Source organism: Streptomyces sp. NPDC001851 (assembly GCF_040297165.1).
Classification (GTDB): domain Bacteria; phylum Actinomycetota; class Actinomycetes; order Streptomycetales; family Streptomycetaceae; genus Streptomyces.
The window spans coordinates 65,400-81,768 of record NZ_JBEOYR010000007.1; the positions used below are offsets into that span (position 1 = coordinate 65,400).

The 16,369-nt window shown below is 72.1% G+C and carries 15 protein-coding genes and 1 pseudogene; 5 read left to right on the top strand and 11 right to left on the bottom strand.

Going from position 1 to position 16,369, the window contains the following annotated elements; genetic code table 11:
• Positions 1 to 15 precede the first annotated feature (15 nt).
• Positions 16 to 474 carry a GNAT family N-acetyltransferase gene (locus ABT171_RS11880; protein WP_351242472.1) on the top strand — a complete coding sequence of 153 codons (459 nt, stop codon included), beginning with the start codon at positions 16 to 18 and terminating at the stop codon, positions 472 to 474.
• 12 nt (positions 475 to 486) lie between these two features.
• Here ABT171_RS11880 and ABT171_RS11885 read toward each other — a convergent pair whose 3' ends face one another.
• Entirely contained in the window at positions 487 to 621 is a 135-nt protein-coding gene (locus tag ABT171_RS11885; RefSeq protein WP_351242474.1) for a hypothetical protein, read from the bottom strand.
• A 148-nt stretch (positions 622 to 769) separates the two neighbouring features.
• Here ABT171_RS11885 and ABT171_RS11890 point away from each other — a divergent pair.
• Positions 770 to 1,018, top strand: a pseudogene (locus ABT171_RS11890) (class I SAM-dependent methyltransferase); the annotation flags it as partial.
• Between the two features lie 25 nt (positions 1,019 to 1,043).
• Here ABT171_RS11890 and ABT171_RS11895 read toward each other — a convergent pair.
• Together ABT171_RS11895 and ABT171_RS11900 are read right to left on the bottom strand one after the other, a co-directional pair.
• On the bottom strand, positions 1,044 to 1,544 hold the full coding sequence (locus tag ABT171_RS11895) for a ribonuclease FAU-1 family protein (RefSeq protein WP_351242476.1): 501 nt from the start codon (positions 1,542 to 1,544) through the stop codon (positions 1,044 to 1,046).
• Complete coding sequence (locus tag ABT171_RS11900; protein ID WP_351242478.1) at positions 1,525 to 2,454, bottom strand: GNAT family N-acetyltransferase; 930 nt, start codon at positions 2,452 to 2,454, stop codon at positions 1,525 to 1,527. Before ABT171_RS11900 ends, ABT171_RS11895 begins: the two co-directional genes overlap by 20 nt.
• A 71-nt stretch (positions 2,455 to 2,525) precedes the next feature.
• Here ABT171_RS11900 and ABT171_RS11905 point away from each other — a divergent pair, with 71 nt between their 5' ends.
• Positions 2,526 to 2,894, top strand: a complete 369-nt coding sequence (locus tag ABT171_RS11905) for a GntR family transcriptional regulator (RefSeq protein WP_351242480.1) — start codon at positions 2,526 to 2,528, stop codon at positions 2,892 to 2,894.
• 18 nt (positions 2,895 to 2,912) lie between these two features.
• Here ABT171_RS11905 and ABT171_RS11910 read toward each other — a convergent pair whose 3' ends face one another.
• Both ABT171_RS11910 and ABT171_RS11915 read right to left on the bottom strand, forming a co-directional pair.
• Positions 2,913 to 3,683 carry a DUF72 domain-containing protein gene (locus ABT171_RS11910; RefSeq protein WP_351242482.1) on the bottom strand — a complete coding sequence of 257 codons (771 nt, stop codon included), beginning with the start codon at positions 3,681 to 3,683 and terminating at the stop codon, positions 2,913 to 2,915.
• Between the two features lie 15 nt (positions 3,684 to 3,698).
• The gene (locus tag ABT171_RS11915) at positions 3,699 to 4,793 is read right to left on the bottom strand and encodes a DUF5925 domain-containing protein (protein ID WP_351242484.1); all 1,095 of its coding nucleotides are present in this window, start codon (positions 4,791 to 4,793) and stop codon (positions 3,699 to 3,701) included.
• A gap of 163 nt (positions 4,794 to 4,956) precedes the next feature.
• Here ABT171_RS11915 and ABT171_RS11920 point away from each other — a divergent pair, with 163 nt between their 5' ends.
• Positions 4,957 to 6,375, top strand: coding sequence for a GH39 family glycosyl hydrolase (locus tag ABT171_RS11920; protein ID WP_351242486.1), 1,419 nt, complete (start codon positions 4,957 to 4,959; stop codon positions 6,373 to 6,375).
• 15 nt (positions 6,376 to 6,390) lie between these two features.
• On the opposite strand, the gene ABT171_RS11925 is transcribed toward ABT171_RS11920, so the two are convergent.
• The 5 genes from ABT171_RS11925 to ABT171_RS11945 form a co-directional block, all read right to left on the bottom strand.
• Positions 6,391 to 10,242, bottom strand: a complete 3,852-nt coding sequence (locus ABT171_RS11925) for a polysaccharide biosynthesis C-terminal domain-containing protein (protein WP_351242488.1) — start codon at positions 10,240 to 10,242, stop codon at positions 6,391 to 6,393.
• Positions 10,235 to 11,035, bottom strand: coding sequence for a polysaccharide deacetylase family protein (locus tag ABT171_RS11930; protein ID WP_351242490.1), 801 nt, complete (start codon positions 11,033 to 11,035; stop codon positions 10,235 to 10,237). Before ABT171_RS11930 ends, ABT171_RS11925 begins: the two co-directional genes overlap by 8 nt.
• Complete coding sequence (locus ABT171_RS11935; RefSeq protein ID WP_351242492.1) at positions 11,028 to 12,017, bottom strand: glycosyltransferase family 2 protein; 990 nt, start codon at positions 12,015 to 12,017, stop codon at positions 11,028 to 11,030. The genes ABT171_RS11930 and ABT171_RS11935 overlap by 8 nt, the downstream gene beginning before the upstream one ends.
• The gene (locus tag ABT171_RS11940; protein WP_351242494.1) at positions 12,014 to 12,835 is read right to left on the bottom strand and encodes a glycosyltransferase family 2 protein; all 822 of its coding nucleotides are present in this window, start codon (positions 12,833 to 12,835) and stop codon (positions 12,014 to 12,016) included. The genes ABT171_RS11935 and ABT171_RS11940 overlap by 4 nt, the downstream gene beginning before the upstream one ends.
• Before the next feature lie 379 nt (positions 12,836 to 13,214).
• On the bottom strand, positions 13,215 to 13,739 hold the full coding sequence (locus ABT171_RS11945) for a hypothetical protein (protein WP_351242496.1): 525 nt from the start codon (positions 13,737 to 13,739) through the stop codon (positions 13,215 to 13,217).
• A gap of 171 nt (positions 13,740 to 13,910) precedes the next feature.
• Here ABT171_RS11945 and ABT171_RS11950 point away from each other — a divergent pair, with 171 nt between their 5' ends.
• On the top strand, positions 13,911 to 14,717 hold the full coding sequence (locus ABT171_RS11950; protein WP_351242498.1) for an SGNH/GDSL hydrolase family protein: 807 nt from the start codon (positions 13,911 to 13,913) through the stop codon (positions 14,715 to 14,717).
• 17 nt (positions 14,718 to 14,734) lie between these two features.
• On the opposite strand, the gene ABT171_RS11955 is transcribed toward ABT171_RS11950, so the two are convergent.
• Complete coding sequence (locus tag ABT171_RS11955) at positions 14,735 to 16,360, bottom strand: serine/threonine-protein kinase (RefSeq protein WP_351242500.1); 1,626 nt, start codon at positions 16,358 to 16,360, stop codon at positions 14,735 to 14,737.
• Positions 16,361 to 16,369: the final 9 nt, after the last annotated feature.

The window sequence follows — 16,369 nt, forward strand, 5'->3', positions numbered from 1 at the left end:
AGGTAGCGTGCGTCCATGATCCACAAGGAGCAGGAGCGCGTCCGGCCGGCCGTCGCCGACGATGTGGCGGCCGTCAAGGCGGTGACGGACGCGGCCTACCGGCACTACATCGAGCGCATCGGCGTGGTGCCGCAGCCCATGGAGGCGGACCACGCGGCGGACGTGGCCGGCGGCAAGGTGTTCGTCACCGGGGAACCCGTGGTCGGGCTGGTCGTGATCGAGGCGTTCGCCGGCCACCTCTTCCTGGACAGCATCGCCGTCCGCCCCGACGCCCACGGCGCGGGCGTCGGGCGGCGGTTGCTGCACTTCGTCGACGCACGCGCGCGTGAGCTGGGGCTCGGGGAGATCAGGCTCTACACGAACGCGTTGATGTGGGAGAACCAGGAGATCTATCCGAAGTACGGATACGAGGTCGTGGAACGCCGCGTGGACGGGCCCTACGACCGGATTCACTACCGCAAGCGGCTGGACTGACGGCCCCGGCGGTCAGCCGTCGGGCCACCAGGTGCGGGCGATGTCCTTGCGCACTTCCGGGCGCCCCGTGGGGCGCCCGTCCGCGTCTTCGCGGATCCGGCGGGTGTTCGTCTTCTTCAGGGGCTTCTGCACGGTCACGCGGCGCATGGCTGCCTCCTTCAGCGCCTACCGGGTTCCGCGTTGGTACGGAGATAGTCGCTTGTGGGGAGAGTTCCTCATCGGAGCCGGGTTGTCAGTGGCGGGTGTCACTCTTGGCGCATGACGAAAGAGACGGGGAACATGGGGGCTGCGGCTGTCCCTGTCGCTCCTCGCGGCCGAACAGGGGCACCCCGTGACGGGCGTGGACTCCTCCCCGGCGATGGCCGAGCCGGCCCGCGCCAAGCTCGCCGGGCGCGACGCGGTGGTCGGCATACCCGCGGACCGGCTCACCGCGTTCGTGGCACCGCTGAGCTCCGGCATACATGTGGAGAGACTGTCCGACGACCCTCAGTTGCGGGGGAGGGCCGTGGCCGACGAGCGGTACGCGGTGGTGGCCACCGTGTGACACCGGGCCCGCGGGGCAGGGGGTGTCAGGACAGCAGCTCCGCGAAGCCGCCGGCGCGGGCCAGCGTCTCCAGTTCCCCGAGGGCGGCCACGGCGGCGGACGCGGCCTCGGGATCCGTCTCCGCCAGCCCGCTCTCGGCGAACTCGTCCTCGTCCAGGCGTCGTACGTCCGTGCCGTCGGCGGAGCGCCACAGGTCCAGGTCGAGGTCCTCCACGACCAGCTCACCGTCGTCGCGGATCGCCGGCCGGGTGATGTCGCAGTACCAGCCCTTCACCGTGCCGTCCGCGGCACGGACCTCCTTCACCGAGTACCAGCGGTCGCGCCAGTAGTACTCGGTGAAGACGTCCCCGGGTTCGAAGCGGACGAAGCCGAAGTCGCGGATGCCGGAGCCCGCCCAGGGCGCGCGTACGGCGATCCGGGTGCCGTCGTCCTGGAGCAGTTCGGCCGGATAACGGATCTTCGTCCGTCCGGCCTTGACCAGGACGACCACCAACCCCGCCGCTGTGTCAGCCGAGTTCGCGGACATGGCGTACCTCCGTCGCGCAGATTTCGTACCCGAGCCACTTGTTGACCGCGATCATCGGGGCGTTCCCGGTGTCGTTGCCCGTGAACGCCTCGGTGACGCCGGTCGCCCGCGCCCGGTACAGAGAGTGGATCTTGGCCAGCTTGGCCAGTCCGCGTCCCCGGTGGGCGCGGGCCGTGCCGGTCATCGCCGTGCTGTAGCGGGTGGTGCCGTCGGTGTACGCCACGCTGAAGGCCACAGGGCGGCCCGCGACACACGCGGCCACCGTCAGGTCGCGGTCCAGCAGCGGATGGTTCCAGTACTGCTCGATCCAGGCGTCGTAGTCGGAGAACTCGTAGGCGACGTCACCCGGTTCGTCCCGCATCGTCTCCGCGTCCAGTTCGAACAGCGGGCGTGGATCGTCCGCGAAGTCCGCGGCCGTACGGAGCTCGACGCCCGGCGGGGTGCCGGGGAGGGGCGGGAGGGCGGAGCCCGTCAGGTCGAGGCGCAGGAAGTGGGCGGACCGGCTGCCGCGATAGCCGTGCCGTTCGGCGAAGGCGCGGTTGGCCGGTTCGTCGAGGACCCAGGTGAGCAGCCGGGTCGCGCCCCGGGCGGTGAGGTACTCCTCGGCCGCCCGCAGCAGGAGCCGGCCGGCGCCGCGACCGGTCCGGTCCGGCCGGACGTAGATGTTCAGCAGGCCCTGGCCCGGCTCGGTGCTGTCGTGGGCCAGGTGCGCCTGAGCCGTGCCGATCACCTCGCCGTCCTCCTCCGCGACCAGCGGGCGGTAGCGGGCGCCGGCCGGCATGCGGAGGGCGTCGTGGCGGATCGAGTCCGAGGTGAACAGGATGTACGGAAGGGCCAGCCGGCGGACCCGGGCGAAGCCTTCGGCGTCGGCCGGCACGTCGGGGCGCAGGTCGCGCACGATCACTGTCATGAGCAGGCACAGTAGGCGGAGGGGCACCGGGGATGCCTCTCATTTTCCGGCGCGTACGGGACAATCACCGTGTGAGCCTGAAGATCCGCATCGATGACAGCGCGCCGCCGTACGAGCAGGTGCGGGCGCAGATTTCCGAGCAGGCACGGTCCGGGGCGCTGCCGGTGGGGTACCGGCTGCCGACCGTGCGGGGGCTGGCCGAATCCCTCGGCCTCGCCGTGAACACCGTGGCCAAGGCGTACCGGGCGCTGGAGAACGACGGGGTGATCGAGACGCGGGGGCGCAACGGCACGTTCGTGGCCGCCGCCGGCTCGGCCGCCGAACGAGAGGCCTCCCTGGCCGCTCAGGCGTACGCGGAGCGGGTGCGCAGGCTGGGGCTGGGGGAGCCGGAGGCGTTGGCCGCCGTGCGGGACGCCCTGCGGGCGGCTTACGGGGAGTAGGGGCACCGGCGTGACACATCACCGGCGTGCCAACGGCTCCGGTGTTCTGGTCACCGCCAGCCCCGCCCTGCCCGCCGCCCTCCCGAACACCACCGCGTCCGCCACCGCCGCCCCGCCCGGATCGTTGTTGAAGTACGCGTACACGTCCTCCCCGTCCGGCCACGTCGTCGCGATCCGGTCCACCCAGGTTTCCAGGGAGCGGCGGCCGTAGCGGGGCCAGGGCCGGGCCCGGCCCTGGTGGAAGCGGACATAGCCCCAGCCGGTGGTGCGCCACAGCGGGGTGACCGGGCGGGCCAGGACGTCCGCCCAGCACAGGGCCGCGCCCCGGGCCGACAGCACCTCGCGCACCTCGGGCGTCCACCAGGAGTCGTGGCGGGGTTCCACCGCGACCCTCGTACCGGGCGGGAAGCAGGCCAGGCAGGCGTCCAGGAGGGAAGGGTCCACGCGCAGGGTGGGCGGGAGCTGGAGCAGGACCGGGCCCAGCCGGTCGCCGAGGCCCGCCGCGTGGCTCATCAGGCGGTGAACCGGTTCCTCGGGGTCCTTCAGGCGTTTGATGTGCGTGAGGTAGCGGCTGGCCTTCACCGCCACCACGAAGTCCGCGGGGACGCGGTCGCGCCAGGCGGTGAAGGTGTCGTACGTCGGGAGCCGGTAGAAGGCGTTGTTGATCTCCACCGTGGCGAACAGCCGCGTGTACTCCTCCAGCCACAGCCGTGCCGGGACCCCGGCCGGATAGACCAGGTCCCGCCAGTCCTTGTACTGCCACCCGGAGGTGCCGACGAACAAGGTCACAGCACCATCAAAGCACTACAGGTACAGGCCCGCGTCCGCGCCGTCCCGCGCCCCCGGCACCGACGTCGGGGACGTGCCCCGGCGCAGCGCGTACAGCTCGGCCAGCGTCGCGCCCTCGCGGCCGACGCCCTCCTCGGTGCCCAGCCAGTTCACCGCCTCGCGGCGGGTCAGCGGGCCCACCTCGATGCGGGCCAGGCAGCGGCCGGGGCGGACCACGGCCGGGTGCAGGCGCTCCAGGTCCTCGTTGGTCGTCACGCCGACCAGGACGTTGCGGCCCTGGCCGAGCAGGCCGTCGGTGAGGTTCAGCAGCCGGGACAGGGCCTGGCCGGCCGTGTGCTTGGCCTCGCCGCGGATCAGCTCGTCGCAGTCCTCCAGGAGGAGCAGGCGCCAGCGGCCCTTGCCCGCCGAGTCCTCCTCGCCGATCGCGATGTCCATCAGATAGCCGACGTCCGAGAAGAGCCGCTCCGGGTCCAGGACGCAGTCCACCTGGCACCAGTCGCGCCAGGAGCGGGCCAGGGTGCGCAGGGCGGACGTCTTGCCGGTGCCGGGCGGGCCGTGCAGCAGGAGCAGCCGGCCGGCGATGTCCTCCGGTGTCGTCCTCATCAGGCGGTCCATCGCGTCCGCCACCGGCGCCGTGTAGTTGGGCCGCACCTCGTCCCAGGTGCCCGCCGAGATCTGGCGGGTGGTGCGGTGCGGGCCACGCCTCGGGGAGACGTACCAGAAGCCCATCGTCACGTTCTCGGGCTGGGGTTCCGGCTCGTCGGCGGCGCCGTCCGTGGCCTGGTCGAGGACCCGCTTGGCCAGTTCGGCGCTGGTCGCGGTGACCGTGACGTCCGCGCCGCGGTTCCAGCGGGAGACCAGCAGGGTCCAGCCGTCGCCCTCGGCGAGGGTGGCGCTGCGGTCGTCGTCGCGGGCGACCCGCAGTACCCGGGCGCCGTCGGGCAGCAGGTTCGCGCCGGAGCGGACGCGGTCGATGTTCGCCGCGTGCGAGTACGGCTGCTCGCCCGTCGCGAAGCGGCCGAGGAACAGCGCGTCGACGACGTCGGACGGCGAGTCGGAGTCGTCGACGTGGAGCCGGATCGGCAGAGCGTCGTGTGGGTTCGCAGACATGGGGCCATGATCCGGCACGGGCGTGCTGTGCGCACGGCATTTCGCGGCGGTGGATGCGTTGTTCTCCGGGTGCCGGCCGTCTTGGGCCGGTCGCGCGCACGCGGCGGAGCCGCATATCGAAACAGCCCCGCGCCCCTTCGGGGCGCTTGTACTGTTGTCCTTGATGGCACGTCATGGGTGGGATTCGGATGCTCGGCGGTGGCGGCTCACCGCTCTGCTCGGGGTCGGTGCGGCGGTGCTGGCCCTCGCGGTGACCCTGTTCGGCACGCTGTCCGGCGGGGCCAGTACGGCGGGCACCACACGCGACGGCGACAAGGTGCACGGCACCCCCGCCACGCCCCGCGGGAAACCCGAGCCGTATGTCGGCTGGGGCTTCACCCACACCCAGTACAGCGCCGACGAGGGTGCCCCGGCCGCCACCTCGCGCGTGCGGCAACTGCTCGGGCGGAACGGCGGGCTGGCGCAGAACCAGCACATCATGGGCTGGGGCGCCGACAACCCCGAACCGGTCCGCGGGCACTACGACTTCGGCGCGCTGGACCGCCGTATCGACTTCATGCGGGCCTCCGGCGGCACCCCGGTGATCACCCTGTGCTGCTCCCCGGACTGGATGAAGGGCGGCAAGGCCGGGGCCGACAGCACGAACTGGAGCCAGGCCGCCCTGGAGACCGCCCCCACCCCCGGCCACTACCAGGACTTCGCCGACCTCGCCGCCACCATCGCCCGGCGCTACCCGGACGTGAAGCACTTCATCGTCTGGAACGAGTTCAAGGGCTTCTGGAACGACGCCGGGTCCCGCTGGGACTACGAGGGATACACCAGGATGTACAACCTGGTGTACAAGGCGCTGAAGCAGGTCGACAAGGACATCATGGTCGGCGGGCCCTACCTCGTGATGGACAGCGTCGACCCGCGCGACAAGGACGCCTCCAGCGCACTGCGGGGGCCCTGGGGCGCCATGGACCAGCGGGTGCTCGACGCCTTCTCGTACTGGAACGCGCACAAGGCGGGCGCCGACTTCACCGTGGTCGACGGCTCCAGTTACACCCGCGACGACGCACTGCTGCCCGACGAGTTCACGGCCACCGACAAGCTCACGGCGGTCAGCGCGTGGGTGCGGCGGCAGACCCGCGGCCTGCCGCTGTGGTGGGCCGAGTACTACGTGGAGCCCGGCGACGGCAACGACGACCGCAAGGGCTGGTCCGAGCCGCACCGCGTCGCCGTCCAGGCCACCGGGATGATCGCCATGGTCGAGGGCGGCGCCGGCTCCGGCTTCTACTGGAACCCGGAGGACAGGACGGGCACCGGCTGCGCGGGCTGTCTGTGGACCCCCACCGACAGCGCCGGCGGAGGCAGGGCCCTGCCCATGTACGGCCTGGTGTCCCGGTTCGCCAGGGCGTTCCCGCCGGGGACGCGGTACGAGACGGTGTCCGTCGCCCGGGACGACCAGCCGAACGTCCGGGTCCTCGCGAGCAGCAGGACGGTCCTGGTGGTCAACACACAGAACCGGACGATCAGCGCCCAGGTCGACGGCAAGCGGTTCGACATGGGGCCGTACGAGGTGAAGTGGCTCGACCGCTGAGCCACCCCACACCCGTCACTTCAGGGTCAGGAACCGCTGTACCAGCGAGGCCAGTACCACCGCCAGCAGCGGCAGCGAGAACCAGAACGTGCCCTGCAGCGCCCGCAGTTGGCGCACACCGGGCCGGACCCCCACCCGTACCACCTCCCGTGCGGCCAGCAGCAGGACCAGGACGACGGCGGACAGCGCGCCGACCACCGACCACGGGGTCCAGGTCACCCGCGGCCCGATCGGGCCCGGGTGCGGCTCCGGCACCGCGCCCGCCGGCTGCCTGCGCAGGGCGAACACGGTGACGTCATCGTTGACCAGGACCTTCGTCAGTTCCTGCCGGTCGTCCAGGTTCTCGATCAGCCGGGGCTCCCAGGCCGCCGAGTAGCCCGCGTCCAGCTGCAGATAGGTCACCTGACTCCGGTTGACCATCAGATACGAGTTCGGGCCGGCGTCCTTGAGCGCCTTGACCAGGCCCGACACCAGCACCGGGTCGGTCGGGGCGAGCGTCGGCACATAGTTCACCCGCTCCATGTCCCGCGCGCCCCACGGCATCGCCGGGGTCACGTCGTTGACCGTGTCCTGGGTGAGCCACAGCAGCCGTACCGTCGGCCTGTCGTGGGCGTACACCCAGTTCATGGCCGCGACCTCGCCGGGCCGGACCCGCTCGAACGACTCGTTGCCCCAGCGGGCCACCAGGAAGCCGCCCATGAGCAGCAGCCCGGCCAGCAGCGCGGCCAGCGGGGCGAGGCTGATGCGGTCCTTCTCGCGCTCCTCGGCCGTCGCGCCGGTGCGCGGGAAGAGGGCCAGGGCGCCCAGCAGGGCGGCGCCGGGCACCGCGAACATGAAGACGCGCAGCGCCATCTCACCGCCGTACGACTGCATGCCGAAGCCCAGGAACGGCAGGAAGGTCAGGACCAGCAGGGAGCGTTCGCGGTAGCGGTGGAAGCGGCGGCGCCACCAGCCCCAGCAGGCGAACGCCAGCACCGAGCCCGCCAGCAGTACCCGGGCGTACAGCACCAGCTTGTGTGTCGAACTGCCGCCCTGGATCCGGCCGGAGACCGAGGTCGAGACATTGCTGCCGACCCCGCCGACGCCGCCGAACAGGTCGTTGAAGTGCCCCGACCAGTACGGCTCGGCCATGAAACCGACCCACACCGCGACCAGCACGGCGAAGAGCAGCGGCAGGCCGCGCAGTTCGGACCGGCCGAGCAGGACGAGGGCCGCGAGCACCCCGAGCATGACGAACGGGGTGAGCTGGTGCGCGGGCACACTCGCCGCGTACAGACCGATCAGCACCAGGAGCAGGACCGCCCGCGTGCGCCGGTCCACCGGCTCCGCCTCCGCCTCGCCCGGACGGAGCCTCGTCCAGATCACGCGCGGCGGGCAGAACCAGACCAGCAGGATCGCCACGAACACCAGGTACAGCAGATAGGTGAAGCCCTGCGGCGAGAAGTAGTCCTGGCCGATCCAGCCGCACAGCACGAACAGCCAGACACCGGTCCACCTCGCCCGCCAGCTCGCCCGCAGCGACCGGGTGAGCAGGAACACCGGTGCCAGATAGGCGAGTTGGATCGCGGTCGGCCACCAGCGGATGACCTCGGTGAAGTCGGTGATCCCGCAGGCCCGGCCGACGAACGCGGCCACCGCGAAGAAGCCCGGCCAGCTCCAGCGGGCGTCCAGGTCCGGTACGGCGGACCCGGTGCGGTCGATGTAGTCGAGGAACCCGAGGTGCTGCCAGGCCGTCGGGAACCGCGGCTCGGTCTCGATCACGGCGGGCAGCGCGTGCAGCGAGACGACCGTCGCCACCAGCGTGAGCAGCAGCAGCGCCCGGTGCTCCCGGCGCAGCCACAGCAGCGCGGCGAAGACGGTCACCAGCAGGGCGGCTCCGACGAGGGTCGGCGGCGGCAGCACGGAGATCAGCCCGAGGCCGCCCATCCGGTCCAGATCGGCCTCGCCGAGCCGCAGCGCGGGCACCCAGTACAGCAGCAGCGCGGCGATCAGCAGACAGCCGAGGACGACACCGGAGCGGGTGGGCAGCAGCCGCTGCCGCAGCGGGACCGGTACCGGGGGCTCTTCGGGCACGGGCTCCTCGGCGACGGTCTCGTCCGGTACGGCGGTGCCGGGCGCGGACTGGGCGGGCCGGTCGAAGGACGCCGCCCGTTCCTCCTCCGTGAACGGCGCGTCCACCTCCGCCATCTCCGCCTCCCGTAGCAGTTCGGCCTCGGCCGGGCCCAGCGACGCCTCGCTGCCGGGCTTCCTCTCCTCCACCGGAAGACCCACCGCAAGCCCCACCGGAGACCCGACCGGAAGCCCCGCCGGAGGCACCGGTGTACCGGCGGGCGGTGTGCCGGGCCCCGGGCGGACGTCCGGCCGGCGTTCCACATGGTCGAAGTCGACGTGGATGCCGAGGGCCAGGGTGTCGGAGTCCAGCGCCCAGGCCGGGCCGAGCCGGCGTACCGGCGAGGGGGCCGGGGCCTCGGGCGTGCCCAGGTCGGCGAGGTCCCCGTCGGGCGCCACCGTGTCGGGTACGGCGGCGGGCGCGGCCCGGATCGTCTTGCGGAGCTTCGGCGCGGCGATCACCGCGATCACCGCGAGGCTGGCGGCTTCGGCGACGCCCGCGCCGGTCAGCCCCATCCGGGGCAGGAGCAGCAGCGTCAGGCTCAGCACCAGCACGCACAACAGGCCCTGCAGCCAGGCGAGTGGAGCGGTGCGGCTGCGTGCGCGCAGTACCGCGAAGTACGTCTCGATCACCACCCGCAGCACCGAGCCGACCGCGAGCCAGCGCAGCAGCGGGGTCGCCGCGCCCGCGTAGCCCTGGCCGAACACGCCGAGGAGCCAGGGGGCGCCGATGATCCACAGGGCCGCGATCGGCAGCATGATCCGGGCCATCCGCTTCAGTGCGGCCCGGGTGTGGGCGGCCAGGCGCGCCGGGTCGTGCGAGCCCTCGACCGTGAGGGACGCGCCCATGTTGATGGCGAGCAGGTCCGTCGTGCCGCCGATGGTGGTGGCGATGTAGAAGTAGGCGTTCTCCGCGGAGCTGACCTGCGCGGCGACGATCACCGGGACCAGGTAGATCACGGCGAGCGAGAACAGCGAGCCGGTGTAGTCCCCGGCCAGGAACCGTCCGACCTGCCGCAGCGTCGGTGGCTCGGTGTGGCCCTCGGTCGCCTCGACGTGCCGGGGCACCAGCCGCCGGAACACCAGCCAGCCCAGCGGCACCACCGAGGTGGCGATCGCGGCCACCCAGGAGACGAAGACACCGCTGGTCGGGATGGCGACGGCGAACGCGACGAGCAGGGCCAGCTTGACCGCCGAGAACACCGTGTTGCCCACCGGCACCCAGGTCGCGCTGCGCAGCCCGGTCAGCACACCGTCCTGCAGGGTGAGCACGTTCCAGGCGACGACGGCCAGGATGAAGCCGAGCCCGTTGACCGTCCCGTGCAGGAACCGGTACGACGGCCCCCAGGTGTCCAGCGTCACCAGGAAGACGCCCCCCGCGAGCGCCACCAGCAGGGAACTGCCCGCGTAGGTACGGAAGATGAGCTTGCCGGTGTGCCGCCCGGCGACCGGGATGAACCGGGCCAGGGCGCCGGTCAGGGTGACCGCGGTGAGTCCGGCGAGGAACTTCATCGCGGCGATGGCGGCCGAGCCCTGCCCGACCGCGTCCTCGGAGTAGTAGCGGGCCGCGGCCAGCCAGAAGCCGAGGCCGAGCACGGCGGAGATGCCGGTGTTGAGCATCAGCGCGTAGGCGTTGCGGAACAGCGGGCTGCCGCCGGCGGACCGGCCCGTCCCGGGCAGCCGGAGGCGGCGCCCGGACTTCCCGGGCGCCTCGGCGGCGGTCGTCGCGGCCTCGGTCGTGGTGGTCGTGTCAGACACGGGAACGGATGGCCTTCCGGCGGACCTGGCGGGCTCTGCGGACGAGGGCGTACCCCTTGGTGAGGGCGCGGTCCCCGGCGAAGGTGCGGGTGACGGCGCGGCCGTGGAGCAGCCGCTCGAACTCCTCCACGCCGGTGCCGCGCCGGACGGTGACCCGCTGGAGCGCGTACGGGCCCTGGCGGCGGCGGGCGAGGGCGTTGCCGACGGCGAGCGCCTGGGCGTACCCGCCCGCGCGCACGGCCCCGCGGACCCTGCGGTCGGAGTAGCCGTAGGGATAGGCGAAGGACACCGGTCGGGCGCCGAGTTCGTCCGTGACGATCTCCGTGCAGCGGGTCAGCTCGGTGCGCAGCGCTTCCTCGCCGAGCTGGTCGAGCTGCGGGTGGGTGTGGCTGTGCCCGCCGATCTCGACGCCGGCGTCCGCGAGTTCCCGCACCTGCGGCCAGTCGAGCATGGTGTCCAGGCCGCCCCCGGTGTCGTACGCGCCCCTGATCCAGCCGGTGGACACGAACAGCGTGGCCGGGAAGCCGTGCTTGGCGAGGACGGGCAGCGCGTGCCGGTGCACGCCCTCGTAGCCGTCGTCGAAGGTGATCAGCACCGGCCGTGCCGGCAACGGGCGGCCGGAGCGCCAGCGGGCCGCGAGGGCGGCGGTGGTGACCGGGGTCAGGCCCAGGTCGCCGATGAGCGCCATCTGCTCGGCGAACGCCTCGGGTGCGACCGACAGGGCGCGGGTGGCGTCGTTGGGCGCGGTGGCGACGGAGTGGTACATGAGGATCGGTACCGGAGTCTCACTCACCTGTGCCCCCTTCGACCGGCGCCACCGAGAACGTCGTACCGCCGCGCCGCGCCCGCACGCTGCCCACCACGTAGCCGCCCGCCGCGGCGAACACGCCCGCGACGATCGCGCCCGCGCGCCCCGCGCCGCCGGGCCGGGCCAGCAGGGCGTCGCGCAGGCCGCGGGCGACGCCGGCGGGCAGTACCCGGGTGGTGTACCGGCGTTCGGACTCCAGGCCCTTGTCCGCGCCGACGCTCTTCGCCACCAGCGCCTTGGACAGGCCCTCGGCGTAGGCGCGGGTGCGGAAGTAGGCGAAGCGCTCGCGGGGGGCGGGCACCCGGTGGTGGATCACCGCCCGGTCGTCGATGAGCAGGACGGCGTCGGGGCGGGCCCGGGTGAGGCGGATGCACAGTTCCGTCTCCTCGCAGCCCAGGGGGCGGCGGTCGCCGTCGCGGCCGATGCCGGTGGCGAAACCGCCCGCCGCCTCGAACGCCGTACGCCGGAAGGAAGCGTTTCCGCCGAGGACGTTACGGACCCGGACCCGGCCCGGTGGCAGCCCCTGGTAGGTGCAGCCGACCACCCAGTCGAACTCGCGCGGGAACCAGGCCGGCCGCCGGCCCGACGCCCAGACCGGTTCCGTACGGCCGCCGACCGCCATCACGCGCGGGTCGGCGTACCCGTCGGCGAACCGGCGCAGCCAGTCCCGTTCGGCCACGGCGTCGTCGTCCAGGAAGGCGATGACCTCGCCGTGGGAGGCGGCGATGCCGGTGTTGCGGCCGGCGGACAGGCCGCGCGGGCCCGCGTTGGCCAGCACCCGGACGCCCGCGCTCTCCTTGTACTCGCGCTCCAGCCGGTCCTTCAGGGCCGGGTTGTGGTCCACGACCAGGAGCGTCTCCAGCGCCGGGTACGACTGCGCGCGCACCGACGAGACCGCCGCGAGGATGTCCTCCCAGCGGTCCTCGGTGTAGACGCAGATCACGACGGAGATGCCGGGATCTCTCAAGACACCTCTCCCCCGACCGTGTCGAGCAGCGGCGAGTGGCGTTCGTGGCGGCGCAGCTCGCGCCGGTTGGAACGCTCCTTGAGGATCACCTTCAGCACCCGGATGCCGTCGCGGACGGCCCGCAGGTTGCTGGTGCCGTGGATGCGCAGGTACTCGTGGCTCGGGATCTCCTGGACCTTCAGGCCGGCCTTGACCACTCTGATGTTCATCAGCGTCTCGACCTCGAAGCCGGTGCAGTCGAGGTCGATCTTGTCGAGGCAGTGCCGCCAGAACGCGTTGTAGCCGTAGCAGAGGTCGGTGTAGCGCGCCCCGAACTTGCGGTTGACCACCGCGCACAGCGCCCGGTTGCCGAGCTTGCGGATGAAGGTCATGTCGTCGGTGCCGCCGCCGTTGGCGAAGCGCGAGCCCTTGGCGAAGTCGGCGCCGGAGACCAGGGCGGAGACGTACGACACGATCTCGCCGCCGTCGGCCGAGCCGTCCGCGTCGACCATCACGATGATGTCGCCGCTGCACGCCTCGAACCCGGTGATCAGGGCGTCCCCCTTGCCCTTGCCGCGCTGTCCGACGACCTTGACGTCCGGCCACAGGGAGCGGGCCACGCCGACCGTGTCGTCCGTGGAGTTGCCGTCCACGAGAACGACTTCGTGTATCCAGTCCGGGAGCGACTTGAAGACGTAGGGGAGATTCTCCGCCTCGTTCATGGCGGGAATCACCACGCTCACCGGCGGGGTTATCGCCAGGTGAGAGGAGATGGGCCGGTAGTGGGCCTCAATGAACGGATCTTGGCCCGAACTCGGCGGGCGCAGCACGGAACTCACGAGTGTTTTCCCTCTCGTCCGGTGGACCGCCCGCCCCTGGGCGGTCCGGCTCTGTGTCCGGTTCGAAAGGGGGGTTCTCATCTTCGGCACGGGAAATCGATCTGGGAATTGATCTCCGTGCACGCCGATGAGCTGGCAAAGCTGGCCGGTCTGTCCGGGAAATACGGCAGCCGGTCGCGCGGCACGGCTCGGTCACAGTTGCGGTCACCGAGCACGGCACCCCCCTACCGCGCCCCGCGCCGGTGACGCCGCGGCCCTGAGCCCTCCCCTGGAGCCGTGTGCCGACGTGCCGGTGCGGGTGAGATGTACGACGGTATTGACGATTGAACCCGAAAGGCAACCCCTGAAGGGCTCCCTCACGTTTTTGTTGGTTTGGCCGTTACACAACTTTGGCCGGTGTTGCTCGGCCTTGTGTACGTTTTTCGGAAATCCGTTCCCGAAGTAGGACGGTGAGCAGCAGCAGCGCGCTGAGCGCGGTCACGGCGAGCACCCCGCCGCGGACCGACCAGCGGTGAACCGCGAGCATGCCTTGGGCAACCAGCATGGTGACCACGACCGAGCCCGCAAGCGCGCAGAGCGCCCTGCCGAACGGATCCAGCCCGCGCAGTGCCACGGCGAGCGCCATGGCGGGCGCCCCGAGCAGGAAGAACAGGGCGCACGGTCCGCGCAGTACGGAGGTGGCGTCGACGAGCGCGAGCAGCGCGCCGACACCGCCGATGGCGGTCGCCGCCCCGGCGAGCAGCGGTGACAGGGCCCTCCCCGGCCCGCTCCGCGTCGTACCGGAGTCCTCGGCGCTGCCGTCTGGTGAAGGTGACTTGATGCCTAAGGTCTGCATTGGCGACTTTGCCCCCCGACGCGCCGGATGCCGGGCTTCACTGTGGCGCGGACCGAGGGGGGTCGTCAAGAAGGCGATTGTCGAACCGTCAACAGACATGGCATGGACACGCAATAGATGAGCCGTGAATGTTTCTGGTTGATCCTGTTGAGACCCGAATAGTCTTGGCATGAACACTTCCCGTCAACACGCGTAGTTGCTACGACAGTTGTGGCAGAGATCCTGCTAAAGGGAGGTTCCATGAGACGTTCCCGACTTACCGGATTCGTTGCCTCGCTCCTCCTCGCCGCCGGCCTCGGTCTCACCGGGGCCGCCTCGGCGCAGGCGTCCTCGACGGCCGCGGCCGGCGGCTATGTGGCCCTCGGCGACTCCTACTCCTCGGGAGTCGGCGCCGGCAGCTACATCAGCTCCAGCGGCAGCTGCGACCGCAGCACCAAGGCGTACCCCTACCTGTGGAACGCCGCCCACAGCCCGTCCTCGTTCGCCTTCAACGCCTGCTCGGGCGCGAAGACGGACGACGTCCTCGCGAACCAGCTCGGCCCCCTGAACTCCTCCACCTCACTGGTGTCCGTCACCATCGGCGGCAACGACGCCGGATTCTCCGACGTCATGACGACCTGTGTGATCCAGTCCGACAGCGCCTGCCTCGACCGGATCAACACCGCGAAGGCGTACGTCGACTCCACGCTTCCCGGCAAGCTGGACACCGTCTACAACGCGATCAGCGCCAAGGCCCCGAACGCCCGGGTGGTCGTGCTCGGTTACCCCCGCTTCTACCTGCTCGGCCAGACCTGCCTCGGGCTCTCCGACACCAAACGGTCCGCGATCAACGGCGCGGCCGACTACATCGACGCCGCCGTCCAGAAGCGCGCCCAGGCTCACGGCTTCGTCTTCGGCGACGTCCGCACCGCGTTCGCCAGCCATGAGATCTGCTCCGGCGACTCCTGGCTGCACAGCGTCAACTGGCTCGACATCGGCGAGTCGTACCACCCCACCGCGGCCGGCCAGTCGGGCGGCTATCTGCCGGTGCTCACGAACAACGCGTGAGGGAGCGGGCTCACCCTTCAGGGTGAATTCTCCGGTGAGCCCGACGCCGAAGCGGAGGCCCCGCCCGACGGGGTCTCCGTCGGCGTGCCCGTCGTACAGCTCACCGAGAACGGGACCGTGTCCGACGCGGTCCGCACGGGACCGCGCACCTTCACCCCGACCTGGTCCGTGGTCGTGCCGGCGCCGGAGTACACCGTCAGGGTCACCCGCACCTGCCGGCTCTTCCCGCCGCCGTCCGGGAACGACAGTGTCCGCCACCCGGGATCCGACACCGACCCGCGCGTCGTCACCCACCGGTACTCCACCTGCGCGGGCACCCGCCCCACCGTGAACGTCGCCGTGAAGGCGGGCGCCTGCGCGGCCGGCGGCGGACAGCTCCCGGAGTACGTCGTGTGCGTGCCGGCCAGGGTGACGTGCACGGACTGCGCCGGCGGGGCGCTCGACGACGTACTGCCGCTCGGGGCCGACGGTGTCCCGGTGTCCGAGTCGGTGCTGCGGTGTGCGGCCGGCGCGTGCGCGCTTCCGCCGGCCCGGCCGCCGCCCTCCGCCACCCGACCGCCGCCGTGGTCGCGGTTCAGCCAGGCGTACGTCAGTCCCGCGAGCGCGAGTACGACCGCGAGGACCCCCGCCACCAGCACCGCACCGGTCCGCCGGGAGCGTTCCGGCTCCTCGGACGCCGTGCTGCCCGGCAGGGGTACCGGAGGTGCGGGGGAGGGCCTTGAGGACGGCTCCCGGTACCGGCCCGCGGTCGTCGGTGCGGTGTCCGGCGGCACCTGCACCGGGGCAGTCCAGGGTGCTCCTCCCCCAGAGGGGGCGCCGCCGGCCGCGACGATCCGCAGCTCGTCCTCCACCCGCGCGGCGGCCGGCCGCTCGGCGGGATCCTTGCGCAGCAGCCCTTCGATGACACCGGCGAGCGGCCCGGCCCCGCGCGGCGGCGGCAACTCGTCCTCGACCACGGCCCGCAGGGTGCTCAGCGGGGTGTCGTACCGGAACGGCGAGACGCCCTCCACGGCCGCGTACAGCAGCACGCCCAGCGACCACAGATCCGACTCCGGTCCCGGCGTCCGGCCCAACGCCCGCTCCGGCGCGAGGAATTCGGGCGAGCCGATCACCTCGCCGGTCATGGTCAGCGCGGAACTGCCCTCGACGGAGGCGATCCCGAAGTCGGTCAGCACCACCCGGCCGTCGTTCGCGAGCAGCACGTTGGCCGGCTTCACGTCCCGGTGCAGCACCCCGGCGGCGTGCGCGGCGCGCAGCGCGGCCAGTACCTCGGCGCCGATGTGCGCGGCCCGCTGCGGCGACAGCGGGCCCTCCGCCTCCAGCTGGTCGGCGAGCGACAGCCCGCGCACCAGCTCCATCACGATCCACGGCCGGCCCGCCTCCAGCGCCACGTCGTACACCGTGACCACGTTGCGGTTCGAGACCCGGGCCGCCGCCCACGCCTCCCGCTCCAGGCGCGCGTACATCCGCTCCACGTCGGAGGCCGGCAGCCCGGCCGGGGCCCGCACCTCCTTGACGGCCACCTCGCGGTGCAGCACCTCGTCCCGGGCGCGCCACACGGTGCCCATGCCGCCCTCGCCGAGCGGGGACAGCAGACGGTAGCGGCCCGCGATCACACGGTCGCGGCCCGGCTCTTCGGACACGGGCGCCCC

Coding starts and splice junctions, on each gene's coding strand:
- ABT171_RS11880 (WP_351242472.1), top strand. CDS start 16: ATGATCCACAAGGAGCAGGAGCGCGTCCGGCCGGCCGTCGCCGACGAT.
- ABT171_RS11885 (WP_351242474.1), bottom strand. CDS start 621: ATGCGCCGCGTGACCGTGCAGAAGCCCCTGAAGAAGACGAACACCCGC.
- ABT171_RS11895 (WP_351242476.1), bottom strand. CDS start 1,544: ATGTCCGCGAACTCGGCTGACACAGCGGCGGGGTTGGTGGTCGTCCTG.
- ABT171_RS11900 (WP_351242478.1), bottom strand. CDS start 2,454: ATGACAGTGATCGTGCGCGACCTGCGCCCCGACGTGCCGGCCGACGCC.
- ABT171_RS11915 (WP_351242484.1), bottom strand. CDS start 4,793: ATGTCTGCGAACCCACACGACGCTCTGCCGATCCGGCTCCACGTCGAC.
- ABT171_RS11920 (WP_351242486.1), top strand. CDS start 4,957: ATGGCACGTCATGGGTGGGATTCGGATGCTCGGCGGTGGCGGCTCACC.
- ABT171_RS11950 (WP_351242498.1), top strand. CDS start 13,911: ATGAGACGTTCCCGACTTACCGGATTCGTTGCCTCGCTCCTCCTCGCC.